The sequence below is a fragment of the Streptomyces sp. NPDC014991 genome (assembly GCF_043080665.1).
Classification (GTDB): Bacteria; Actinomycetota; Actinomycetes; order Streptomycetales; family Streptomycetaceae; genus Streptomyces.
The window spans coordinates 193,788-216,966 of record NZ_JBIBVY010000013.1; the positions used below are offsets into that span (position 1 = coordinate 193,788).

The following is a 23,179-nucleotide window of genomic DNA, read 5'->3' on the forward strand; positions in this document are numbered from 1 at the left end:
GGCCCTCACCCCTGCGCGTCGAGGAGTTCCCGGGTGCGCCGGGCCAGGGCTTCGCGCACCTCGTTGGGGGCCAGGACCCGCAGGGGCGTCGCCAGGCGGAGGAGATAGCGGGCGAGTCCGTCCGCGTTCGGGCCGCCGATGTCGACAAGAGTGGCGTCGGGGCCGTCGGGGCGATGGGTGCCGACCGTCGCCGGGACGAGCCGTAGCGCCTGGTCCAGGGGCAGGGCCAGGCGGACGGTCGCGGACAGGGGGTACGGGCCGATCGCCGTGTTGTGGGAGACGAGCCGCGCCGGGTCGGGCGGGTCGGTGATCTCCACCGGCCGCCCCGTCAGGGTCAGCCGCTCGACGCGGTCGGCGCGGAAGGTCCGCCAGCCCCGGGTCACGTCCCGCGCGACGAAGTACCAGCGCCGCCCGGTGTGGACGAGCCGGTACGGATCGACCTCCCGCACCGTGTTCCGGCCCTCCCCGTCGCGGTACGACAGCCGGGCCCGCTCACCGCGCCGGCACGCGGCGGCCAGCTCCAGCAGCATGCCGGGCCGCAGCCGCGGCTCCTCGGGCCCGGGCAGCCGCACCAGCGCGTCGTCCCACTCCCCCAGCCGCCCGGCGATCCGCGCCGGCAGCACCTGACGCAGCTTCAGCAGCGCCGACAGCGCGGCCTGGTCCCCGCCGAGGGCGCCGCTCAGCGCCGCCTCCCGCAGCCCCACCGCCACGGCCAGCGCCTCCTCGTCGTCCAGGATCAACGGCGGCACACGCACCCCCGCGCGGAGCCGGTAACCGCCCCAGGGCCCGGCGTCGGAGTCGACGGTGTAGCCCAGTTCCCGCAGCCGGGCGATGTCCCGCCGGACGGTGCGGTCGGTGACGGCCATGCGCTCGGCCAGCTCGGCGCAGGTCCAGGCGGGCCGGCCGGCGAGCAGCGCGAGCAGGCGGAGCAGACGGGCGGACGCGCTGATCACGTGCGGAAGTCTCGCACACGGGCCCGCACGACCAGGACCGGAACTGTCCGGGTCATGGCCTACGGTCGCTCCCATGACCACACCGAGCACATCCGCACCCGCGTTCCGCTACGCCGCCGTCACCCTGGACTGCGCCGACCCCGCCGAACTGTCCGGCTTCTACGCCGGAATGTTCGGCCTGCCCGTCGCCTACTCCTCCGACGACTTCGTCTTCCTCGCCGGCAAGGACGGCGGGCCGGGCCTGGGCTTCAGCCGGGTGCCCGACTACCGCCGCCCCACCTGGCCGGACCCGGCCGAACAGAAGCAGGCCCACATCGAGGTGGGCGTGGACGACCTGGAGGCTGCCGAGGCCCACCTGCTGGCGCGGGGCGCGGCCAAGCCGGAGACCCAGCCGCAGCCGGACCGCTGGCGGGTGCTGCTCGACCCCGCCGGGCACCCGTTCTGCATCACGACCCTGGTCTGACCCGGCGTACCGGCCGTTGTCAGTGGGTGCCCCTACAGTCACCGGCATGGCGACTCTTCCGAACCCGCTGCCCAGGCTGGCCACCGACCCCAGCGGGCGCTCCCTGGGGCTGCAACTCCCGCCCGGCAGACTGGTGGACGAGACGGACGACGGTCCCTGGCACGAGCCGCTGCTGTGGCACGCGGAGAAGCCGTCCGCGCCCGGCACCTGGAAGGCACTGGGGGCGCCGGCGGCCCGCGCGGGGCTGCTCCCGGTGCTGGTGGACCTGGCCGGCTGCCGGGCCGGTATCGAGAACTGGGTGCTGTTGCCCGGTGAGGCGTCGTATCCGGGGGACCACGAGGCCGAGGAGGTGCTCTCGGAGTACTGGCACGAGGAGACCGACGGGCAGTCCGGCGACGAGACCGAGCCGTTCGGTGCGGACTGGCCGGGGCTCGCGCCGGCCGGGGTGCTCTGCGCCGATCCGGACTCCCGTGCCGCGCAGGTCGCCGACGCGGTGCACGGCGACCCGGACACCTGGGCCGAGTGGGTGGAGGAACCGCACCTGGCCCTCGTGCCGGCCCGCCGGTCCGCCGACATACCCGCGGCGCTCGGGTGGACCGGCCCCCTGAACTACGAGAGTGACGTGGCCCGGGTCTGCGCGGTGCTGCGGTCGTGGGAGGAGCGGTTCGGGGTACGGGTGGTGGCGCTCGGCCCGGACACCCTGGTGGTGTCCGTGGCGGCGCCGCCCGCCACCCTCGACGACGCGCAGATGCTGGCCGCCGAGCACTACGCCCTGTGCCCGGACAGCGTCGTGCAGAGCGGGCCGGGGAGCGTGGGGGCGTACGCCAAAGAGCTGGTCGGAGCCACCAGTTGGTCCTTCTGGTGGGACTGAGGCACCCCTGCCGGGGTGCGCTCAGCCGGTCTCCGACGCCGGTTGCCACTTCTCGCCGCCGAGCGGGAAGGCATACGCCGGGCGCCCGTTGTCGCCGCTGGTGCGGAACGGGCGTCCGGCGTCGTCGATCAGCAGGGTGCCGTGCCGGTTCCCGCTGGACCAGGCCAGCTCCAGGTACCAGCTGACGTCGTACGCGGACGCGTCGGCCCTGATGTAGAAGACCTCGGGGTCGGACCGGCTCACCTTGAACGGGAAGTCCCGCTGCCCGGCCTCCGGCACGGGCGCGGGGCGCATCCCGTCCAGGGCGACCGTGAAGGAGTGGGTCGGCACGCCGCCGCCGCAGCCGACGCCCGGATAGCCCATGGCGTAGTCGTTCCAGGCGAGCGGGGACCGTTTGCCCGCCATGCGCACGGACAACTCCTCCAGGACGACGGTCTCCTCGCCGGTGCCCTGCACGGTGAAGGTGACGAACTGTTCCCCGGCCGACACCGCTTGGTGCACGTCCACCCAGGCGGGTGCGTCCTGCTCCGAGGGCGGCGGGGAGACCTCGGCCGGCCGCCGGTCGATCAGGTAGTGCTGGGAGCACGGGTCCTCCCAGGCGAAGGGGTGCGTCGTGACCGTGAGGGGCGGGGCGGCGGACGTCCGCCCGGTCGCGGAGGCAGCCGGCCTGCCCGCCGGCGCGCCGGTGCCGGTGCCGGTGCCGGGGGCCTCGGCGGAGTCGGCCGAGGGCGAGACCGAGCGGGCGGCGGACCCGCGTGGCGTCGGGGTCCCGGCCGTCGGCGTCGTCGGCGTGCGGTGCGGTGCGGCGGCCCCCGCGGTGGGGGTGCCCGCCGTGGCCGCCGAAGTGACCTTGCCGTCCCGCTTCCCGTCCCCCGGGGGCAGGTTCAGGGCGACCGCCATGCCGCCGAGCAGCGCGGTGACGGTCACGGCGGCGAGCAGAACGGACCGGCTCCGCCGCCGCACCCCGGCCGCCGGCTCCCTCATCGGCTCCCGGCCGCCCACCGGCGCCGGTTCCGGCCGGGCCGCCTTCTCCTGCCCGACCGCCTTCTCCGGCTCCGGCTCGGACTTCGCCTCGGACTCCGGCTCCGCCTCGGGTTCCGGCTTCCCGGCCCCCACCGGCGCCGGTGTCCGCGCGGCCCGCACCTGCTCCGGGCTCTTCCGCCCCCGCCCCGCGTCGGCCAGGATCCACCGCCGGTGGAGCTCCAGCAGTTCCCCGGGCGTGGCCTTGCACAGCCTGGCCAGCCGCTCCACGGGCGCGTAGTCGGTCGGTACGGCATCCCCGTTGCAGTAGCGGTGCAGCGTCGACGTGCTCATGTGCAGCCGTTTGGCGAGCGTGCCGTAGCTGTGCCCGGAGCGGTTCTTCACCTCCCGCAGCAGCTCGGCGAAACCGCTCTCAGACGTGCCCTCCGACACCGTTCTCCCTCCCCCACGTCCCACCCCGGCGTTCCAGGCAGGAGCTGTTTCCACAGGTCGAAGCCGGTGTGCGCGTTCCAGCGTCCCGGATCACCGGCAGGTGCTGGCCACCGGGACGGGCCCGCCCACAGGCTGTTGGTCATCCAAGCACGACAACCGGCCCAGCCCGAAAGAGGACTTGCCATGCGTATGCGCCACATTCGTCTGTTCGCCGCCGGCGGCACCGCCGTCGCCGCCCTGGCACTCACGGCGTGCGGCGGCGGGACGGGCACCGAGGACGAGGGCGCCTCCCGGCCGGCCGCGACGGCGGCGGAGCCGGGCGCGGCGAAGACGCCCCGGAGCACCGCCGCCACCGGCACCGGCACCGGCACCGGCACCGGCACCGGCACCGGCACCGTCGGTGGTACGGCGAACGGCACGCCCGTGACCCGTACTCACACGCCCGGCGCCCAGCCCCCCGCCTCCGCCACCCGGGGAAGCGAGAAGACCCGCGCCGGCGGCTCCACGGCGCTGTGCAACGGCACGAACACCACCGTCACCGCCCAGCCGCTCTCCCGGCCCCTCAACCACATGCTGCTCACGGTGAAGAACACCGGGAGCAAGATCTGCGAGCTGCCGTACTGGCCGGTCCTGCGTTTCGACCAGATGCAGTGGGTGCCGCAGGCCGACGAGGCCACCCAGCCGCAGGCCGTGGTCTCGCTGCGGCCCGGCGAGTCGGGGTACGCGGGTGTCCTGCTGTCGGCCGCCGACGGCAGCGGCACCGGCGGGAGGACCGCCCACAAGCTGACCATGGCTTTCCAGGGCTACACCCCGAACAGCAGCGGCGGGCCGTCCGCGACCCCGGCCCTGCCCGCCAAGGGCGTCTACTACGACAGCTCGCTGAAGGTGACGTACTGGCAGCAGGACCTGGACGACGTCGTCAGCTGGTGAACGGCCCCGCGGACCGCCGCAGCTTCTGGGCCGCCTCGGTGGCCCAGTAGGTGAGGATGTTCCGCGCACCGGCCCGCTTGATACCGGTCAGGGTCTCGAAGACGGCGCGGTCGCGGTCGATCCAGCCCTTCTCGGCGGCGGCCTCGATCATCGCGTACTCGCCGGAGATCTGGTACGCGGCGACGGGCACGTCCACGGCGTCCGCGACCCGGGCGAGGATGTCGAGGTAGGGGCCGGCCGGCTTGACCATCACCATGTCGGCGCCCTCGGCGACGTCCAGCTCCAGCTCCCGCAGGGACTCGCGCCAGTTGGCCGGATCCTGCTGGTAGGTCTTGCGGTCGCCCTGGAGCGAGGACCCGACGGCCTCGCGGAAGGGGCCGTAGAAGGCCGAGGAGTACTTGACGGTGTAGGCGAGGACGGCGACGTCCTCGCGGCCGATCTGGTCGAGCGCGTCGCGGACGACGCCGATCTGTCCGTCCATCATCCCGCTGGGGCCCACGACATGGGCCCCGGCGTCTGCCTGCACCTGCGCCATCTCCGCGTACCGCTCCAGGGTGGCGTCGTTGTCGACCCGCCCCTCGGCGTCCAGCACCCCGCAGTGCCCGTGGTCGGTGAACTCGTCCAGGCACAGGTCCGCCATCACGAGCAGGTCGTCACCGACCTCGGCCCGCACGTCGCGCAGCGCCACCTGCAAAATCCCGTCCGGGTCGGTCCCGACCGTGCCCAGGGCGTCCTTCTTGCCCTCCTCCGGCACGCCGAACAGCATGATCCCGGAGATCCCGGCCTCCACCGCCTCCAGCGCGGCCTTCTTCAGGCTGTCCCGGGTGTGCTGCACGACCCCGGGCATCGCCGCGATCGGCACCGGCTCGCTGACGCCCTCCCGGACGAACGCGGGAAGGATGAAGTCGGCGGGGTGCAGCCGCGTCTCGGCGACCATCCGCCGCATGACGGGCGAGGTCCGCAGCCGCCGGGGACGCGTACCGGGAAACGATCCGTACTTCGACATGGCTCCTACGCTACGCCCGCCGGACCCGCGCCTTTGCCGACGGGATGTCGGACGGGAACCCCCCGCCCGCCCACCTCCGGCCGACCGGGCCGGAGGTGAGCGAACGGGGGGCAAAAGGGCCGCACCTCAGGTGGTCGAGCGGCGCCTGCGCGCACCGGGCCGGCGCTCGCTCGGCCGGGTGACCGGGTCGCCGGCCTCCAGGGCCGCCGCGCGACGGCGCATCCCGAACTCGGCCAGTGCCTCGGCCAGCTTGTGCACGGACGGCTCCGGAGCCATCACGTCCACCCGCAGTCCGTGCTCCTCGGCGGTCTTGGCCGTGGCCGGACCGATGCACGCGATCACGGTGACGTTGTGCGGCTTGCCGGCGATGCCGACCAGGTTCCGCACGGTGGACGACGACGTGAACAGCACCGCGTCGAAGCCGCCGCCCTTGATCGCCTCCCGGGTCTCCGCCGGCGGCGGCGACGCCCGCACGGTCCGGTAGGCCGTGACGTCGTCCACCTCCCAGCCCAGCTCGATCAGCCCGGCCACCAGCGTCTCCGTCGCGATGTCCGCCCGCGGCAGGAACACCCGGTCGATCGGGTCGAACACCGGGTCGTACGGCGGCCAGTCCTCCAGCAGACCCGCCGCCGACTGCTCCCCGCTCGGTACCAGGTCCGGCTTCACGCCGAAGGCGACCAGCGCCCTGGCGGTCTGCTCGCCCACCGCGGCCACCTTGATGCCCGCGAAGGCCCGCGCGTCGAGCCCGTACTCCTCGAACTTCTCCCGGACGGCCTTGACGGCGTTCACGCTCGTGAAGGCGATCCACTCGTACCGTCCGGTCACCAGACCCTTGACGGCGCGTTCCATCTGCTGGGGCGTGCGCGGCGGCTCGACGGCGATCGTCGGCACCTCGTGGGGCACGGCACCGTAGGACCGCAGCTGGTCGGAGAGCGACGCCGCCTGCTCCTTCGTCCGCGGCACGAGCACCTTCCAGCCGAACAGCGGCTTGGACTCGAACCACGACAGCTGGTCGCGGCGGGCGGCGGCGGAACGCTCACCGACCACGGCTATCACCGGCCGGCCGCCGTCCGGCGACGGCAGCACCTTCGCCTGCTTCAGCGTCTGCGCGATCGTGCCGAGCGTCGCCGTCCACGTCCGCTGACGGGTCGTCGTACCGGCGATCGTCACCGTCAGCGGGGTGTCCGGCTTGCGGCCCGCCGCGACCAGTTCGCCGGCCGCCACGGCCACGGAGTCCAGGGTCGTCGAGACGACCACCGTGCCGTCCGAGGCACCCACCTCCGTCCAGCAGCGGTCGGAGGCGGTCCGGGCGTCCACGAACCGGACGTCCGCGCCTTCGGCGTCCCGCAGCGGCACACCGGCGTACGCGGGCACGCCGACCACGGCCGCGACACCGGGGACGACCTCGAAGGGCACCCCGGCGGCGGCGCAGGCGAGCATTTCCTCCGCGGCGTACGTATCAAGTCCCGGGTCCCCGGGCACCGCACGGACGACCCGCCTGCCGCCCCGTGCGGCCTCCATGACAAGATGGACGGCATCCCGGGCAGGAGACGGGACCGCAGCCGCCGTTGACGTGCCGTCAACGACCGTGAGCTGCGGCGTGCCCGTGCCCGGCGGTGAGACCGAGGAGGGTTCCGCGTTCGTTTCCACGACCGAGACGCCCTGTCGAGCGTGTGTCCGGATCACATCGAGCACCTCGTGCTCGGCGACCAGGACGTCCGCGTGCGACAGCGCCTCCACGGCGCGCAGAGTCAGCAGTCCCGGATCCCCGGGTCCGGCACCGAGGAAGGTGACGTGACCGTGTTCCAGGCCTGCGGTAAGGGTGGTGGGGCTCATCGTGCTTGCTCCCCCATCAGACCGGCCGCGCCCTGGGCGAGCATCTCGGTGGCGAGTTCGCGACCGAGTGCCGTCGCCCGGTCGTGCGTCTGGGGCACGGGACCGGTGGTGGACAGCTGCACCGTGCGAGTGCCGTCGGTCGTGCCGACCACACCCCGCAGGCGCATTTCCTTGACAATCTGCCCGTCGGCCAGCAGGTCGGCCAGCGCGCCCACAGGGGCGCTGCAGCCGGCCTCCAGGGCGGCGAGCAGTGACCGTTCGGCGGTGACGGCGGCCCGCGTGAACGGGTCGTCCAGTTCGCCGAGCGCCGCGACGAGTGCGGCGTCGTGGGCGGTGTTGCCCGCCCTGCACTCGATCGCCAGTGCCCCCTGGCCGGGGGCGGGCAGAACAGTGTCGACCGACAGGAAGTCGGTCACCTCGTCGATCCGGCCGATCCGGTTCAGTCCGGCGGCGGCCAGTACGACCGCGTCCAGCTCACCGGCGTGGACGTATCCGATCCGCGTGTCGACGTTGCCGCGGATCGGGACGGTCTCGATGTCCAGGCCGTGGGCGCGGGCGTACGCGTTGAGCTGCGCCATGCGGCGCGGCGAACCGGTGCCGATGCGCGCCCCGCGCGGGAGGTCGGTGAACTTCAGGGCGTCCCGCGCCACGATCACGTCCCGGGGGTCCTCGCGCACCGGTACGGCGGCCAGGACGAGTTCCTCGGGCTGCGTGGTCGGCAGGTCCTTGAGCGAGTGCACCGCGAAGTCGACCTCGCCCCGCAGCAGCGCGTCGCGCAGCGCCGTCACGAAGACGCCCGTGCCACCTATCTGCGCCAGGTGCTCCCGGGAGGTGTCTCCGTACGTGGTGATCTCGACCAGTTCGACGGGCCGCCCAGTCACCTGGCGGACGGCCTGAGCCACCTGCCCGGACTGGGCCATGGCGAGCTTGCTCCGCCTCGTCCCCAGCCTCAAAGCCTTCTCAGTCATGCCGGTCGGCCCTTCGTGTCTGTGCTGTCCCCGGCCCGGGAGACGGCGGCGACCGTCTCGGGGTCGAGGTCGAACAGGGTGCGCAGCGCGTCCGCGTACCCGGCACCGCCGGGCTCGGCCGCGAGCTGCTTGACCCGTACCGTCGGCGCGTGCAACAGCTTGTCGACGACCCGGTGCACGGCCTGGCGGATCTCCCCGCGCTGGCGTTCGTCCAGGTCGGGCAGGCGGCCGTCGAGCCGCGCGATCTCGCCGGCGACGACGTCGGCGGCCATGGTGCGCAGCGCCACCACGGTCGGCGTGATGTGCGCCGCCCGCTGGGCCGCCCCGAAGGCCGCCACCTCGTCGGAGACGATACGCCGGACCTGGTCGACGTCGGCCGCCATCGGCGCGTCGGCGGACGCCTCCGCGAGCGACTCGATGTCCACCAGGCGCACCCCGGCCAGCCGGTGCACGGCCGCGTCGATGTCGCGGGGCATGGCCAGGTCGAGGAGGAAGAGGAAGAGGGCCGGCCGCTCGGCGGGCGGCTCGGGCCTGCGCCGCTCGGGGATCCGGGCGCCCGTGGCGACGGTCGCGGCCAGCGCGGTGATCAGCTCGGCGTCCGCCTCGGGCGTACGGCGCTCCCGACGGTCCACCACCCCGTTGTCCACCCAGGCCGCGTGCTGCTCCAGGGTGGCCGCGTCCAGGCCGGCCACGGCGGCCTCGCCCATGACGGAGAAGCCGGGCTGTACGGCGGCCAGGTCGAGCGGGCAGTTGTCGTCGGCGCCGGCGGACGGCGAGATCCGGGCGTTGCCGGCCTTCCCCGCCGGCTGGGCGGTGTGCGCGACGGCCGGCTGCCCGGTGCGTCCCTCGACCGCCTGCGCGACCGTCTCCGCCGTGAGCACCAGGCCCGTCGCCCCGGTACAGGAGACGACGACGTCGGCACGTGTCAGCTCGTCCCGTACCGCCTCCATCGGCACCGCGCGCACGGTCACGGCCGCGTCGCCCCCGGTGGGGCGCTGTCCGTGGTGCTCCGCGAGCAGGAGCGCGAGCCGCTCGGCGCGCTCGAGGGTGCGGTTGGCGACGACTATCTCGGCGACTCCGGCGCGCGCGAGCGTGGCGGCGGCCAGCGAGGACATCGACCCGGCGCCGATGACCAGCGCCCGGCGGCCCGCCGCCCAGTCCTGCACGGCACCGCCCGCGGCCAGCTGTTCCAGGCCGAAGGTGACCAGGGACTGCCCGGCGCGGTCGATGCCGGTCTCGGAATGGGCGCGCTTGCCGACCCGCAGGGCCTGCTGGAACAGGTCGTTCAGCAGCTTGCCGGCCGTGTGCAGATCCTGGGCACGGGCCAGGGAGTCCTTGATCTGGCCGAGGATCTGCCCCTCGCCCACGACCATCGAGTCCAGGCCGCAGGCCACCGAGAACAGGTGGTGGACGGCCCGGTCCTCGTAGTGCACGTAGAGGTAGGGGGTGAGTTCCTCCAGGCCGACGCCGCTGTGCTGGGCGAGCAGCGTGGACAGCTCGGCGACACCGGCGTGGAACTTGTCCACGTCGGCGTACAGCTCGATGCGGTTGCAGGTGGCGAGCACCGCGGCCTCGGTGGCCGGCTCGGCGGCCACCGTGTCCTGCAAGAGCTTCCCCTGGGCGTCCGTGCTCAGTGCGGCCCGTTCCAGGACGCTGACCGGGGCGCTGCGGTGGCTCAGCCCGACGACGAGCAGACTCATGCCGGCATCACGGCGGGTACGTCCCCGTCGGGCCCCTGGTCGGCGGAAGCGTCGCGGGTGGTGGCGGCGGGCCGGGCGCCGTCGCCGGCGGCGGCGATCTCCTCGCCGGCCTTGCGCTGCTCGTGGAAGGCGAGGATCTGGAGCTCGATGGAGAGGTCGACCTTGCGCACGTCGACGCCGTCCGGGACGGACAGCACGGTCGGCGCGAAGTTCAGGATGGACGTGACACCGGCGGCCACGAGGCGGTCGCAGACCTGCTGGGCGGCGCCGGCCGGGGTGGCGATGACGCCGATGGAGACCCCGTTGTCCTTGATGATCTTCTCGAGGTCGTCGGTGTGCCGCACCGGGATGCCCGCGACCGGCTTTCCGGCCATCGCCGGGTCGGCGTCGATGAGCGCGGCCACCCGGAAGCCACGGGAGGCGAAGCCGCCGTAGTTGGCGAGGGCGGCGCCGAGGTTACCGATGCCGACGATGACAACCGGCCAGTCCTGGGTGAGGCCGAGTTCGCGGGAGATCTGGTAGACGAGATACTCCACGTCGTAACCGACGCCGCGCGTCCCGTAGGAACCCAGGTACGAGAAGTCCTTGCGCAGCTTGGCGGAGTTGACCCCCGCCGCCGCGGCCAGCTCCTCGGAGGAGACCGTGGGGACCGAGCGCTCCGACAGTGCGGTCAGGGCTCGGAGGTACAGCGGAAGCCGGGCGACGGTGGCCTCGGGAATCCCTCGGCTACGGGTCGCCGGTCGGTGTGTTCGGCCAGTTGCCACGGTGCTCCTGCGGGTAGAGCGGGGCTGTAGGCGGTCATACGTCACCAGACCGCCCCGTCGACAGCAGGCTATGTCTTTGTGAACGCGTGCACAAAGATGGTGTCCGATTTGCCCGGCAGAAGTGACCGGGGTCACGCGCCTTTCGCGCCCTTGGCAGGAACCGGCGCACACGCACCGACGCTCCTTCGTTACTGGGGGCAAAACCGCACACTCTCCTCACGAATCCCGCCCCCGAGACCAGACCGCCGTCGATCCTAAGCGAACTTTCCGGCCAGTTTGGACTAGTCGGTCAGTGCGCGGCGCAGCCGCTCCTCGTTCACACGCCAGAAGGTGTGCTGTTCACCGTCGATCAGGACGACCGGGATCTGCTCCCAGTACCGGTCGTGCAGATCCTGGTCCTCGGCGATGTCCCTGGGCTCCCACGGCACGCCCAGCTCGCCGCACACCTTCTCGACCACCAGCTGCGCGTCGTCGCACAGATGACAGCCGGGCTTGCGGACGAGGGTCACCCGCCGCTCACGGGGTTCTGCCTTACGTCGGAAGAGGGCGCTCATACCGGCCATTCTCGCGCGCTCCACGCCCGTTCCGGACCGCTCGTCGCACGCCCCGGTCGGGCAGAGTTCACCCGCCCCCACCCGCACCGCCCCGGAACCGCCGGACAGACTGGCTATGCTCACGTCATGGCCGCTCTCGGATGGCTCACTTCCCGTAGGCGCTCCGCCACGGCGCGGAGCGTTTTGGCAGGCGAGGCCTCGGCGGAGGCTGCCCGCAAGTCCACGCAGGAAGCCCAGGGGATCCCGCGGGCCGCGCCGGAGGAACCGGTGTTCCCGGTCATCGGCGACGACAAGGCCGCCGCCTTCTTCGACCTCGACAACACGGTGATGCAGGGCGCCGCCCTGTTCCACTTCGGCCGGGGGCTGTACAAGCGGAAGTTCTTCGAGACCCGCGACCTGGCCAGGTTCGCCTGGCAGCAGGCGTGGTTCCGGCTGGCCGGCGTCGAGGACCCCGAGCACATGCAGGACGCCCGCGACTCGGCCCTGTCCATCGTCAAGGGCCACCGGGTCGCCGAGCTGGAGACGATCGGCGAGGAGATCTACGACGAGTACATGGCCGGCCGCATCTGGCCCGGCACCCGCGCCCTGGCCCAGGCCCACCTGGACGCCGGCCAGAAGGTGTGGCTGGTCACCGCGGCCCCCGTCGAGATCGCCCAGGTCATCGCCCGCCGCCTGGGCCTGACCGGCGCCCTCGGCACGGTCGCGGAGTCGGTCGACGGCGTCTACACCGGCAAACTGGTCGGCGAGCCGCTGCACGGCCCGGCCAAGGCGGAGGCGGTCCGCGCCCTGGCCTCGGCGGAGGGCCTGGACCTCACCCGCTGCGCCGCCTACAGCGACAGCCACAACGACATCCCGATGCTGTCCCTGGTGGGCCACCCCTACGCCATCAATCCGGACGCCAAGCTCCGCCGGCACGCCCGCGAGCAGGACTGGCGCCTGCGTGACTACCGCACGGGCCGCAAGGCGGCCAAGGTCGGCATCCCGGCCGCGGCCGGGGTCGGCGCGGTCGCCGGCGGCACCGCGGCCGCGATCGCTCTGAGCCGACGGCGCCGATAACCACGCCCGGCGGGGGACACGGCACCCCCTCGGCGTCCCGGCCCGTCCGGACCACGGCCCGCACCAGGCCAGTCCGCGTTCCCCAAGCCTTCCGAAGGCCCACGGGCCTCGGTCCCGCGCGCCCAGGATTGTGCCGCGACCATTTCAACTCGTCCGGTACTTCACCGGAATCCGCCCCGAACCGTTCACGAACCGATCACTCTGTGGCGTGCAATAGGGCATCAATCGGTTACGGAAGCGAAGCAATCGACAGTTTGAGCAACTCGGTGTAGCAGAGCCTGCACGAAGCGTTATTCTCCTCAGACGCATACCGGTACCCCTCCGTCGCCACGACGGGTGAAAGGTCCCGCACTGCACGTGATGGAAGCTCTGCCTCTGGGAGTCCCGTGTACCCACACGTCGGGGTTGACGCCTCGGGCCTGGCTACGCTGCGCGCAACGATCGCGACGGTCAAAGAGATGCTGCGCGGCTATGTCCCCACCGCGTACGCCGGCCCCGCCTTCGCCGCCGCCGCGCCCCTGGGCCCGTGCTACGCACTGGCCGACGGCGGCGCCGCCGTCGGCAGACGAGGGCGTGCCACCGGCGCCGCCACCGCCCGCCGCCCTGCCGCCGACAGCGACAGCGCCCGGATGATGGACCTGGTCGAACGCGCCCAGGCCGGGGAGGCTGAAGCCTTCGGGCGGCTCTACGACCAGTACAGCGACACCGTCTACCGGTACATCTACTACCGCGTCGGCGGCCGGGCGACCGCGGAGGACCTCACCAGTGAGACCTTCCTGCGGGCGCTGCGCAGGATCGGCACGTTCACCTGGCAGGGCCGCGACTTCGGCGCCTGGCTGGTCACGATCGCCCGGAACCTCGTCGCCGACCACTTCAAGTCCAGCCGCTTCCGGCTGGAGATCACCACCGGCGAGATGCTCGACGCCAACGAGGTCGAGCGCTCCCCGGAGGACTCCGTCCTGGAGTCCCTGTCCAACGCGGCCCTGCTCGACGCCGTACGGCGGCTCAACCCCCAGCAGCAGGAGTGCGTGACGCTCCGTTTCCTCCAGGGCCTCTCGGTCGCCGAGACCGCCCGGGTCATGGGCAAGAACGAGGGCGCCATCAAGACCCTCCAGTACCGCGCCGTCCGCACCCTCGCCCGGCTGCTGCCGGACGACGCCCGCTGAGCCGTGCCACGCCGGGCGACGCTCAACTCACGTTCGGTGATGGAGTGTTGCCTTTCTGATCCGATCATCCGCCGTCCGTAACCCAAGTGCCGCGCCACTCGTTGTGCGGGATACAGGCTCCCTGTGGTCACGTCCTGGCCCACCTGATCGCTCGATCGCGTGAAAGTGGTCGCGGACGTGCACCCTCAGGACCCCCTGGGGAGTCGACCGTCATGACGAGAGGAGGTGCCGCCAGTGATCGCGAACGTATCGGCGCACCGGCGGGCGAACGCCTTCGCCCAGGCCCTGGAGGAGCAGTCCGACCAGGACACGGCGGCCGAGCAGTCCGCAGCACCGGCGGAGTCACCGCCGGCCACCGAGGAACAGACCGACCAGGGCCGGCTGCTGGCCCTGTCGGCGGGTCTCGGCGCGCTGCCCAAGCCACAGCTCGACCCCGAGGTCAAGGTCGTCCAACGGGCCCAGCTGGTGGCCGCGATGGAGGCCATGCTCCAGGAGGGCACCGGGGCGGCGGACGCGTCGGTACCGGAACAGCGCTCCCACCGGGCCAAGGGCGCGCACCGGGCGAGCCCACTGGGCAAGCTCCGCCCGCGTACGAGACTGACCAAGGGTCTCGCGGCGGGTGGACTGAGCGTCGGCGTGGCCGCCGGAGCCTTCGGCGGCGTCGCCGCCGCCAGCTCCGACGCCCTGCCCGGCGACTCGCTGTACGGCCTGAAACGCGGCATCGAGGACTTCAGGCTCAACTACCTGGCCGACGGCAACGACCAGCGCGGCCAGACCTACCTCGACCAGGCCTCCACGCGGCTCAGTGAAGCCAGACGGCTGCTGGAGCGCGGCCGGGGCGGCCATCTCGACCACGAGTCCATCGGCGAGATCCGCCGCACCCTGTCCGGGATGCAGCACGACGTCACCGAGGGGCACCGCCTGCTCCACGCGGCGTACGAGGCCGATCCCGGATCCCTCGGCCCCATCCAGGCACTGTCCGTGTTCTCGCGGTCCCACCGCGAGGCCTGGACCGCGCTCAGCGACAAGCTGCCCTTGCAGCTCGGCGACGTCAAACAGGAGGTCTCCTCGGTCTTCGACGCCATAGACCAGGAAGTCGCCCCGCTCCGGGCCCTGCTTCCGCAGCCGCCCGCCGAGCCCGGCACCGGCAAGCACCGGGACGGCTCCGGTCCGGCAGCCACCGGTTCCTCCGGCAGCCACCGGTCGACGGCGCCCAGCTCCACCGGCACCACCCCGTCCACCGGCAAGCACGCCCGCACCGGCACCCCGAGCGGCTCGGCCAGCAGCAGCGGCGACGGCCTCCTCGGCGGCGACACGGGCGGACTGCTCGACCCGCCGAGGACCGGCACCACCACCCCGCCCAGCCTCACCCCACCGACCAGCGCCCCCGACGTCACCATCCCCCCGCTCCTGCCGGGCCTCCTGCCCGACCTGGGCATCCACGGCGACGACGCCGACTAGCCAATTCCCGGCCACGGTGTCGGGGCGTCCCTCCCGAGCGGGACGCCCCGACACCGTGGCCACCCACAGGTCAGAAGAAGACCGACCGCCGCTGCACCAGAAGCTTGTAGAGCGTGTGCTGGATCTGTTCGCGGACCTGGTCGGTCAGGTTGAACATCAGCATCGGGTCCTCGGCGGCCTCCGGCGGATAGCCGTCCGTCGGGATCGGCTCGCCGAACTGGATCGTCCACTTGGTGGGGAGCGGGACCGCGCCCAGCGGGCCCAGCCAGGGGAACGTCGGTGTCAGCGGGAAGTACGGGAAGCCCAGCAGCCGGGCCAGGGTCCGGGAGTTGCCGATCATCGGGTAGATCTCCTCGGCCCCGACGATCGAGCAGGGAATGATCGGCGCGCCCTGGCGCAGGGCGGTGGAGACGAAGCCGCCGCGGCCGAACCGCTGGAGCTTGTACCGCTCGCCGAACGGCTTGCCGATGCCCTTGAAGCCCTCCGGCATCACCCCGACCAGCTCGCCCTGCGCCAGCAGCCGCTCCGCGTCCTCCGCGCAGGCGAGGGTGTGCCCCAGCTTGCGGGCCAGCTCGTTGACCACGGGCAGGACGAAGACCAGGTCGGCGGCGAGAAGCCGCAGATGACGGTCGGCCGGGTGGTGGTCGTGCACGGCGACCTGCATCATCAGCCCGTCGAGCGGCAGCGTCCCGGAGTGGTTGGCGACGATCAGCGCGCCGCCCTCGGCGGGGATGTTCTCGATGCCCTTCACCTCGACCCGGAAGTACTTGTCGTACACGGGCCGCAGCAGCGACATCAGGACCTGGTCGGTCAGCTCCTGGTCGTAACCGAAGTCGTCGACCTCGTAGTCCCCGGTCAGCCGGCGCCGCAGAAAGGCCAGTCCGGCCGCCACGCGTCGCTCCAGGCCGCCGTCCAGTCCGTCGGCCGTCGACGGCTCGGGCGGCTCCTGAACGGGGCTCACAGGCCCGTCGTCCCGCGTCCGGGCCCGGCCGGGCAGCGGCTGGACCTCACCCATCTCGCCCGCCTCGCCGAGCGTGCCGCGCCGGCCGGCCCCGCTCCGGCGCCGCGCCGGGCGCTGCGCGGCGCTCCCGCGGGACCGGTCGTCGTCGAACGGAATGACCTTGGCGTCCGCCATCGTTGCTGCGCTCCTCAGTTGGCGCTGTCCGTCTGGAGGTGGCCGCTCGCCCGCACGGTCAGCGCGGCGATCCGGTCGACGGCCCCCGCGAGGGCCTCCGGCGGCAGCAGCCCGGGGCCCTGGCCGCGCGCGAAGTCCGCGAACGTCTCGGCCGTGGTGTACCGGGGCGTGAAGCCCAGCGTCTCGCGCATCTGCACGGTGTCGACCACCCGCCCGTGGGTGAGCAGCCGGATCTGCTCCGGCGAGAAGTCCGTCATGCCCAGCGTACGTACGAGGGAGCCGGCCCAGGTGACCGCCGGCAGCAGCAATGGCACGGTGGGCCGCCCGAGCCGCCGTGAACACTGCGAGAGCAGCAGCACCCCGTCCCCGGCGATGTTGAAGGTGCCGCTGTTGAGGGTGCCCCGGCGCGGTTCGTGCGAGGCGATCCGCAGCACCTCGATGACGTCGTCCTCGTGCACGAACTGGAGCCGCGGGTCGTAGCCCAACACGGTCGGCAGTACGGGCAGCGCGAAGTACGAGGCGAGCGGGGTGTCCGCGGCCGGCCCGAGGATGTTGGCGAACCGCAGCACGCACACGGCGACGTCCGGCCGCCGCCGCGCGAACCCGCGCACGTACCCCTCGACCTCGACGGCGTCCTTGGCGAAGCCGCCGCTGGGCAGGGACTTGGGCGGGGTCGTCTCGGTGGACACGGCCGGGTCGCGCGGTGCGGACCCGTACACGTTCGTACTGGACTTCACCACCAGGCGCTGCACGGTCGGCGACTTCTGGCAGGCGCCGAGCAGTTGCATGGTGCCGATGACGTTGGTCTCCTTGACCGTGGCCCGGTTGCCGCCGCCCAGGGCCGTGCCGGTCACGTCCAGGTGGACGACCGTGTCGGCGCCGGTCTCGGCGAGCACGCGGGCGATCGTCGGCTGCCGGATGTCGGTCTGGATGAAGTCGGCTCCGCCCAGGTGGTGCGCCGGCGGCACCGCGTCCACGGCGATCACCCGGTCGACCTCCGGGTCCCGCTGGACGCGCCGCACGAACCGGCCGCCCAGTTGCCGGGCGACTCCGGTGACGAGCACGACCTTTCCCAAGATCAGCGCCTTCCTTCCCGCGTACCGGTATCCCGCGTTCCCCTGTGCGGCCAACCTAGCGGGTCGTGGTCGCGCTGTGACGACCCCCGATGCGCGAGGTGACGGAATTTCCCCCGTCCGCAGACGCCTGTGGCCCCCCACCAGTGCTGATGGGGGGCCACAGAGTCACGCTCTCGCGCGTCGCCTACTTCTTGTTACGACGCTGCACACGCGTGCGCTTCAGCAGCTTGCGGTGCTTCTTCTTGGCCATCCGCTTGCGCCGCTTCTTGATAACAGAGCCCACGACTACCCTCGCTCACTTCTCATGACTCGGTTGTTTGGGCGCCATGGGCCCACACGACCTACGAGGGGCCAGCCTACCCAACCGAGCGCCGAGGTCGTAATCGAGGGTTCCCGGGCATCACACCCGGGCGTCGCCGTCAGGCGGTCTCCACCCCCACGTAGCTGTCGCGGAGGTACTCGTGTACCGCTTGTTCCGGGACGCGGAAGGACCGCCCCACCCGGATCGCGGGCAGATGACCACTGTGCACCAGACGGTACACGGTCATCTTCGACACTCGCATCACCGAGGCGACCTCCGCCACGGTAAGGAACTGGACCTCGTTCAGAGGCCTCTCGCCAGCTGCGGCCATGACACACCTGCACCTTCCGCACTCGACGGCCACCGGCTTCCCCTTCCGGTGACTCTTCGTCGCTGCGTGCTCACTCCCCAGACTAGGGGCGGGTGATGCGAGTGGGGAAGAGGTGCACCCACCGGCGGCTACTGTGACAGACATGCTCGATTGAGTACGTAGCGGGTCAGCGGCCGGTAGTGAGCAGACCGTACGGCGTCGTCAACCGGAACGGCGACGGACACCCTCCCCTCGGCCTCCCCCACGAACAGCGCGGGATCGTCGGTGTCGGCCAGCCCGATGGTCTCGAACCCCAGCTGACCAGCGCCGCAGACCCATCCGTGGTCCCCTACGACCAGCTCGGGCAGCGGGCCGCCGGCCTCCGCGGCGGCCTCCAGCGCGACCCGAACCGGGAGCGGGGAATGGCTGTGGACACCCGGCTCACAACCAGGGCGCTCGCCCGCCGGTTCCCGCACCAGGGCAACTCCTCGTACGTAGTCGAGGCGATGCGTGCGTAGACCGAACCGGGTCAATATGTCGACACAGCGACCCTGCGCCGGGGTGAGCACCTCACACCCCGCCGCCGAGAGAGCGTCCGCCAGGGCGGCGTAGAAACCGAGCAGCCGCTGCGGGTGCCCGGTGCCGAACAGCACGGGCGCGCCCCGCCGGGCCGCCTCCCCGATCCGGTTCGCGAAGGCGTCCAGCGCGGTCAGCGTCCGCTCGGGGTCGATCACGTCCGGCCCGGACGTGTGCCGGGGGTCGGCACGCACCCCGCACTTCTGCGCCATCAGCGCGAGCACGTCACGCTGCCCCCAGGCTCCCTCGGGGACGAGCCCGATCAGCACCCGCGGGTCCCGGGCGGCGAACAGCCGGTAGCTCCGCAGACTGTCCTCCCGCGAGGTGGCCACCACCCCGGCCAGCCGGACGGCCAGCAGATGCGCGCGGAGGCGGGCGGAGGTCGACACGGGTGCGATGGTGACGCATCCGGGCCGCGGTGGGGACGAGAACCGGCGAACTCCGCACGGTCGGCCCAGCCCCCAGGGAACCCTCCGGCGCCTTCCGCGGAGGCGACGACGACCGGACGAACCCTGCGGCGCCTTCCCGGAGCGGCGGCGGGCGTACTCTCCGGTGCCCTCCCGCAGCGGCAGCCGAACCACCCTCCGAAGCCCCCTGGAGCGGCGGCCGGGCGAGCCGGTCAGGGCAGCAGTCCCCGGAGCGGGAAGACGGCTCGCCGGGTCGCCAGTACCGCCTGGTCGACCCGGTCGGCGGGGTCGTAGCCCGCCTCCCAGTCGCCGTACCCGACCGGCCACAGCCCGTCCGTCATCCGCCACGGCCCCGACTGCCGCGTCCGCGCGAACACGTCCTGCCGCCATCCCTCGGGAATCATCGCCTCCGGGGCCACCGGCTTCCCGGCGGCGATCCCCACCAGATGTGTCCACGACCGCGGTACGACGTCCACCACCGCGTATCCGCCGCCACCGAGCGCGACCCACTTGCCGTCCGCGTACGCGTGCGCCAGCTCGTGACACGCCATCTGCACGGACCGCTGGGCGTCCAGCGAGACGGCGAGGTGCGCCAGCGGATCCTCGAAGTGCGTGTCGGCCCCGTGCTGGGAGACGATCACCTGCGGCCGGAATCCGGCCACCAGCTCCGGCACCACCGCGTGGAACGCGCGCACCCACCCCGCGTCCCCGGTCCCGGCCGGCAGGGCCACGTTCACCGCGGCGCCCTCCCCCGCGCCGGCACCGGTCTCCTGCGGCCACCCGGTCTGCGGGAACAGCGTCCGGGGATGCTCGTGCAGCGAGATGGTCAGCACCCGCGGGTCCTCCCAGAACGCGGCCTGCACCCCGTCCCCGTGATGCACGTCCACGTCCACGTAGGCGACGCGCTCGGCACCCAGTTCCAGCAGCCGCGCGATCGCCAGCGAGGCGTCGTTGTAGATGCAGAACCCGGACGCGCCGCCCGGCATCGCGTGGTGCAGCCCGCCCGCGAAGTTCACGGCGTGATCGGCGTCCCCGCGCCACACCGCCTCCGCCGCCCCGACCGACTGGCCGGCGATCAGCGCGGACACCTCGTGCATCCCGGCGAACGCGGGATCGTCGGGCGTACCGAGCCCGTACGAGCCGTCGGCCCCCGCCGGGTCCGCGGACGCCGCCTTCACGGCGTCGATGTAGTCCTCCCGGTGGACCAGCCGGAGCGTCGACTCGCCGGCCGGCTTCGCCGCGACGATCTCCAGCTCGCGGTCGAGCCCGAAGGCACCGACCAGTTTCCGGGTCAGCTCCAGCCGGACGGGATCCATCGGATGGCCCTGGCCGAAGTCATAGCCCGTTACTGCCTCGTCCCACATCAGCTGTGCGCGGCCGCTCATGCCCGCCACCGTATCTGTCCGGTTGAGCCGCGAACGACCTGGCGTACCCGAGCGTCACCAGCACCAACACCATCGGCACCAGCATGGCGCCCCGGTAGCTCCACGCGTCTCCGAGGGCGCCCACCAACGGCGAACCGACCAGGAAGCCCACGTAGTTGAAGATGTTCAGCCGCGCGACCGCCGCGTCCGAGGCCCCCGGGAACAACCGCCCGGCCGCCGCGAACGTCTGCGGCACCAGGACACACAGACCCAGCCCCAGCAGGGTGAACCCGAGCATCCCGGCCCACGCCCCCGACGCCGAGGCCACCACCGCGAACCCGCCGGCCGCCACCACCGCCCCGAGCCGTACGACCGCCACGGCCCCGAACCGCCGCACCCCGAAGTCCCCGATGGTCCGCCCCAGCAGCGTCGTCACCATGTACACGTTGTACGGGACCGTCGCCAGCTGTTCGGAGCTGCCCAGCACGTCCTTCAGATACTTCGCGCTCCAGTTGGAGACCGTCGAGTCCCCGATATAGGCGAAGGTCATCACCAGGCACAGCGGCAGCAGCAGCCGGAAGACGAGGACTCCGCCCCCGCCCGGCTGCTCGCCCCCACCGGGTACGGCACCCGCAGCGCCCGCGTCACCCGCGTCGACGTACCAGCGGCTCCCCACCAGCACCGCCGGCAGCAGAGCGGCCACCACCGGCAGGTACGACACCCACAGCGCGAGATGCCAGTGCGCACCCGCCCACGCCAGCGACGCCCCGATGATCCCGCCCAGGCTGTACGCGGCGTGGAAGCTGAGCATGATGCTGCGCCCGTACGACCGCTGGAGGCTGACCCCGAGCATGTTCATGGACGCGTCCAGCACCCCCACCGCCAGGCCGAAGACGCCCAGCGCCACCGCCAGCGCGGCCAGCTGCCCCGCCCCGCCCGCCCCGACGCCGAGCAGCCCCAGCAGCACCACCGGCTGGGACCAGCGCAGCAGCCGGCTGGGCGGTACCCGCTTCACCAGGTGCTCGGTGGTCACGCTGCCGGCCCCGGCGAGCACCGGTACGGCGGCCAGGAAGAGCGGCAGGAGCGCGTCGGAGACGCCGTACCGGTCCTGGACGGCCGGGATGCGCGTGACGAGCAGGGCGAAGGCGACGCCCTGGGCGAAGAACCCGAACGCCAGCGAGGCCCTGCCGCGCCGCAGCACATCAGTCATGGCGGCGAGCGTAGAGCCCCGGGCTACCCGTGGGTAGATCCAGCCAAAGCTGAATTCTCCTCAACTTCGGCTGTCCACCCGGCCGGTGGTCAGGCGGCGACGGTCATCGCGGGTCGCTCGGCGTGGCCGGCCTCCACCTCGTCGGCGAGCATTCGCTCCATCGGCCCCGCCGCCAGCCCACCGCTGACCACGAAGCCGATCACCATGGCGACGATCATGAAGACGCCGCCGAGCCACACCATCGTGTCCACCGGGATGGTGTAGGCGCCCACGAACCGGGCGACGCACTCGGCGAACAGCACCCCGCCCCACACGAGCGAGAACGCCTTCTCCTTACGGCGGAAGTCCGCGGACCCGGCCGCCGTACCGGACGCCAGTCGCTGCCAGGCCGCTTCCCTGGCCGGGTCACCCTTGACGAGGAAGGGCTTCATCCCGGCGGTCATCATGGGCTTCCCGAGCGCGACGGAGACCAGGATGCCGATGGCGACCGTGCTGCTGACACCGCTGTCCTTGGCGAGCATCAGCCGCGGATCGCCCGAGACGAAGCTCAGCAGCAGCGAAACCACGTTCACGACGAGAATGAGACCCGCCAGGCCGTTGGTCCTGCGGTCCCTGACCAGGCTCCACCCGGTCCGCACCGCCGGCACCACGCTGCTCCAGGCGAGCGCCGCGAACGTGCTCGTCCCGAAGGCGTCCTTGAGGACGTAGTAGGAGCCGAGTGGCACCGCCACATCGATGAGCAGCGGCTTGAAGTTGTCCAGCACGCTGGGGTTCTGAACCTGGGTCCCCGTCTTCTTCGTCATGCCCTCAGCTTCGCCGCCGACAGGGGTCCGGCAGTAGAACCGATCGTCCGGTGGTCCGCATGACAGATGTCAGGTGCAGTCCGATGGATGTGGTCATACCAGCAGGTCAGCCAGCTCGCTCATGTCGGCGAAGAGCCGCTGGGCCCCCGCGAGCCGCTCCGCCGGTGTCATCGCGGTGAACCCGTACACGTCCATCCCGGCCGCCACGGCCGCCTGTACGCCCAGCGGCGAGTCCTCCACGACCACACACCGCCCGGGGGCCACACCCATCCGCTCGGCCGCGTGCAGGAACAGGTCGGGCGCCGGTTTCCCGCGCCCCACGTCCTGTGAACTGAAGATCCTGCTCTCCTCGAACCACCGGTCGAGCCCGGTCACCCGGTGCCCCACCCGGATCCGCGCATGGCTCCCGGAGGAGGCCACGCAGTACGGCACCCCGTCCGCGGCCAGCTTCTCCAGCACGCCGGCCACGCCGGCCACGGGCTGGAGCTCCCGCTCGAACGCGGCGAAGACCCGGGCGTGGAAGACGTCGTCGAAGTCGTTCGGCAGCCGCTGCCCCGTCCGTTCCAGGACCAGCTCGTGAATCCGGTGCATCGCCGATCCCATGTAGTCCCGGACGGAGTCCTCGTACGAGGTGGGATGGCCCAGCTCGGTCAGACAGGCGGCCAGGTGCCGGTTGGATATCGGCTCACTGTCGACGAGGACACCGTCGTTGTCGAAGATGACGAGTTCGTAGCGCATGGCACCGACACTAAAGGACCTACAACGCAGAAAACCCCCGCATCGAAGATGCGGGGGTTTTCCCAAAAATTGTTCGGCGGTGTCCTACTCTCCCACAGGGTCCCCCCTGCAGTACCAT

23 protein-coding genes are annotated in these 23,179 nt (G+C 72.3%); 6 read left to right on the top strand and 17 right to left on the bottom strand.

Annotation, left to right across the window (positions count from 1 at the left end; all coding sequences use genetic code 11):
- Positions 1-5 precede the first annotated feature (5 nt).
- Positions 6-953 carry a helix-turn-helix transcriptional regulator gene (locus ACF1BE_RS21755; RefSeq protein WP_392200653.1) on the bottom strand — a complete coding sequence of 316 codons (948 nt, stop codon included), beginning with the start codon at positions 951-953 and terminating at the stop codon, positions 6-8.
- Positions 954-1,026: 73 nt separating this feature from the next.
- On the opposite strand from ACF1BE_RS21755, the gene ACF1BE_RS21760 reads away from it, so the two are divergent.
- On the top strand, positions 1,027-1,416 hold the full coding sequence (locus tag ACF1BE_RS21760; RefSeq protein ID WP_392200654.1) for a VOC family protein: 390 nt from the start codon (positions 1,027-1,029) through the stop codon (positions 1,414-1,416).
- A 46-nt stretch (positions 1,417-1,462) separates the two neighbouring features.
- Positions 1,463-2,287 carry a DUF4253 domain-containing protein gene (locus ACF1BE_RS21765; protein WP_392200655.1) on the top strand — a complete coding sequence of 275 codons (825 nt, stop codon included), beginning with the start codon at positions 1,463-1,465 and terminating at the stop codon, positions 2,285-2,287.
- A gap of 21 nt (positions 2,288-2,308) precedes the next feature.
- On the opposite strand, the gene ACF1BE_RS21770 is transcribed toward ACF1BE_RS21765, so the two are convergent.
- The gene (locus ACF1BE_RS21770; protein ID WP_392200656.1) at positions 2,309-3,700 is read right to left on the bottom strand and encodes a helix-turn-helix domain-containing protein; all 1,392 of its coding nucleotides are present in this window, start codon (positions 3,698-3,700) and stop codon (positions 2,309-2,311) included.
- A gap of 189 nt (positions 3,701-3,889) precedes the next feature.
- Between ACF1BE_RS21770 and ACF1BE_RS21775 the strand changes: the two genes are divergently transcribed.
- Positions 3,890-4,630, top strand: a complete 741-nt coding sequence (locus ACF1BE_RS21775) for a DUF4232 domain-containing protein (protein WP_392200657.1) — start codon at positions 3,890-3,892, stop codon at positions 4,628-4,630.
- Here the strand turns inward: ACF1BE_RS21775 and hemB are convergent.
- The 6 genes from hemB to ACF1BE_RS21805 all read right to left on the bottom strand — a co-directional run bounded on the left by hemB (position 4,620) and on the right by ACF1BE_RS21805 (position 11,467).
- Positions 4,620-5,636 (bottom strand): porphobilinogen synthase, encoded by a 1,017-nt coding sequence (hemB, locus tag ACF1BE_RS21780; protein WP_392200658.1) that lies wholly within the window; start codon positions 5,634-5,636, stop codon positions 4,620-4,622. The two genes, ACF1BE_RS21775 and hemB, sit on opposite strands and share 11 nt — an antisense overlap.
- A gap of 126 nt (positions 5,637-5,762) precedes the next feature.
- Entirely contained in the window at positions 5,763-7,472 is a 1,710-nt protein-coding gene (locus ACF1BE_RS21785; RefSeq protein ID WP_392200659.1) for a uroporphyrinogen-III synthase, read from the bottom strand.
- On the bottom strand, positions 7,469-8,440 hold the full coding sequence (gene hemC, locus ACF1BE_RS21790; protein WP_392200660.1) for a hydroxymethylbilane synthase: 972 nt from the start codon (positions 8,438-8,440) through the stop codon (positions 7,469-7,471). The genes ACF1BE_RS21785 and hemC overlap by 4 nt, the downstream gene beginning before the upstream one ends.
- Positions 8,437-10,140, bottom strand: a complete 1,704-nt coding sequence (locus ACF1BE_RS21795) for a glutamyl-tRNA reductase (RefSeq protein WP_392200661.1) — start codon at positions 10,138-10,140, stop codon at positions 8,437-8,439. Before ACF1BE_RS21795 ends, hemC begins: the two co-directional genes overlap by 4 nt.
- Positions 10,137-10,904 carry a redox-sensing transcriptional repressor Rex gene (locus ACF1BE_RS21800; RefSeq protein ID WP_392200662.1) on the bottom strand — a complete coding sequence of 256 codons (768 nt, stop codon included), beginning with the start codon at positions 10,902-10,904 and terminating at the stop codon, positions 10,137-10,139. Before ACF1BE_RS21800 ends, ACF1BE_RS21795 begins: the two co-directional genes overlap by 4 nt.
- A gap of 281 nt (positions 10,905-11,185) precedes the next feature.
- The gene (locus tag ACF1BE_RS21805; RefSeq protein ID WP_392200682.1) at positions 11,186-11,467 is read right to left on the bottom strand and encodes a glutaredoxin family protein; all 282 of its coding nucleotides are present in this window, start codon (positions 11,465-11,467) and stop codon (positions 11,186-11,188) included.
- A gap of 117 nt (positions 11,468-11,584) precedes the next feature.
- On the opposite strand from ACF1BE_RS21805, the gene ACF1BE_RS21810 reads away from it, so the two are divergent.
- The 3 genes from ACF1BE_RS21810 (at position 11,585) to ACF1BE_RS21820 (ending at position 15,141) form a co-directional block, all read left to right on the top strand.
- On the top strand, positions 11,585-12,514 hold the full coding sequence (locus ACF1BE_RS21810) for an HAD family hydrolase (RefSeq protein WP_392200663.1): 930 nt from the start codon (positions 11,585-11,587) through the stop codon (positions 12,512-12,514).
- A gap of 386 nt (positions 12,515-12,900) precedes the next feature.
- Positions 12,901-13,680: an ECF subfamily RNA polymerase sigma factor, BldN family gene (locus ACF1BE_RS21815; protein ID WP_392200664.1), complete on the top strand. Its 780-nt coding sequence runs from the start codon at positions 12,901-12,903 to the stop codon at positions 13,678-13,680.
- 234 nt (positions 13,681-13,914) lie between these two features.
- Positions 13,915-15,141 (top strand): DUF5667 domain-containing protein, encoded by a 1,227-nt coding sequence (locus tag ACF1BE_RS21820; protein WP_392200665.1) that lies wholly within the window; start codon positions 13,915-13,917, stop codon positions 15,139-15,141.
- Positions 15,142-15,211: 70 nt separating this feature from the next.
- Here ACF1BE_RS21820 and ACF1BE_RS21825 read toward each other — a convergent pair whose 3' ends face one another.
- The 9 genes from ACF1BE_RS21825 to ACF1BE_RS21865 all read right to left on the bottom strand — a co-directional run bounded on the left by ACF1BE_RS21825 (position 15,212) and on the right by ACF1BE_RS21865 (position 23,061).
- Positions 15,212-16,276, bottom strand: a complete 1,065-nt coding sequence (locus ACF1BE_RS21825; protein ID WP_392200666.1) for a lysophospholipid acyltransferase family protein — start codon at positions 16,274-16,276, stop codon at positions 15,212-15,214.
- A gap of 14 nt (positions 16,277-16,290) precedes the next feature.
- Positions 16,291-17,352 (bottom strand): NAD-dependent epimerase/dehydratase family protein, encoded by a 1,062-nt coding sequence (locus ACF1BE_RS21830; protein WP_392200667.1) that lies wholly within the window; start codon positions 17,350-17,352, stop codon positions 16,291-16,293.
- A gap of 184 nt (positions 17,353-17,536) precedes the next feature.
- Positions 17,537-17,635, bottom strand: coding sequence for a 30S ribosomal protein bS22 (locus tag ACF1BE_RS21835; RefSeq protein WP_003948845.1), 99 nt, complete (start codon positions 17,633-17,635; stop codon positions 17,537-17,539).
- A 136-nt stretch (positions 17,636-17,771) separates the two neighbouring features.
- A complete protein-coding gene (locus tag ACF1BE_RS21840; RefSeq protein ID WP_121791081.1) occupies positions 17,772-17,984 on the bottom strand; it encodes a helix-turn-helix domain-containing protein in 213 nt (70 codons plus the stop codon).
- Between the two features lie 128 nt (positions 17,985-18,112).
- The gene (locus ACF1BE_RS21845; RefSeq protein ID WP_392200668.1) at positions 18,113-18,928 is read right to left on the bottom strand and encodes a phosphatase; all 816 of its coding nucleotides are present in this window, start codon (positions 18,926-18,928) and stop codon (positions 18,113-18,115) included.
- A 230-nt stretch (positions 18,929-19,158) separates the two neighbouring features.
- Positions 19,159-20,331, bottom strand: coding sequence for an acetoin utilization protein AcuC (locus tag ACF1BE_RS21850; protein ID WP_392200669.1), 1,173 nt, complete (start codon positions 20,329-20,331; stop codon positions 19,159-19,161).
- Complete coding sequence (locus ACF1BE_RS21855; RefSeq protein WP_392200670.1) at positions 20,282-21,520, bottom strand: MFS transporter; 1,239 nt, start codon at positions 21,518-21,520, stop codon at positions 20,282-20,284. Before ACF1BE_RS21855 ends, ACF1BE_RS21850 begins: the two co-directional genes overlap by 50 nt.
- An 89-nt stretch (positions 21,521-21,609) precedes the next feature.
- Entirely contained in the window at positions 21,610-22,323 is a 714-nt protein-coding gene (locus ACF1BE_RS21860) for a VC0807 family protein (protein WP_392200671.1), read from the bottom strand.
- Positions 22,324-22,416: 93 nt separating this feature from the next.
- Positions 22,417-23,061, bottom strand: a complete 645-nt coding sequence (locus ACF1BE_RS21865; protein WP_392200672.1) for an HAD family hydrolase — start codon at positions 23,059-23,061, stop codon at positions 22,417-22,419.
- Positions 23,062-23,179: the final 118 nt, after the last annotated feature.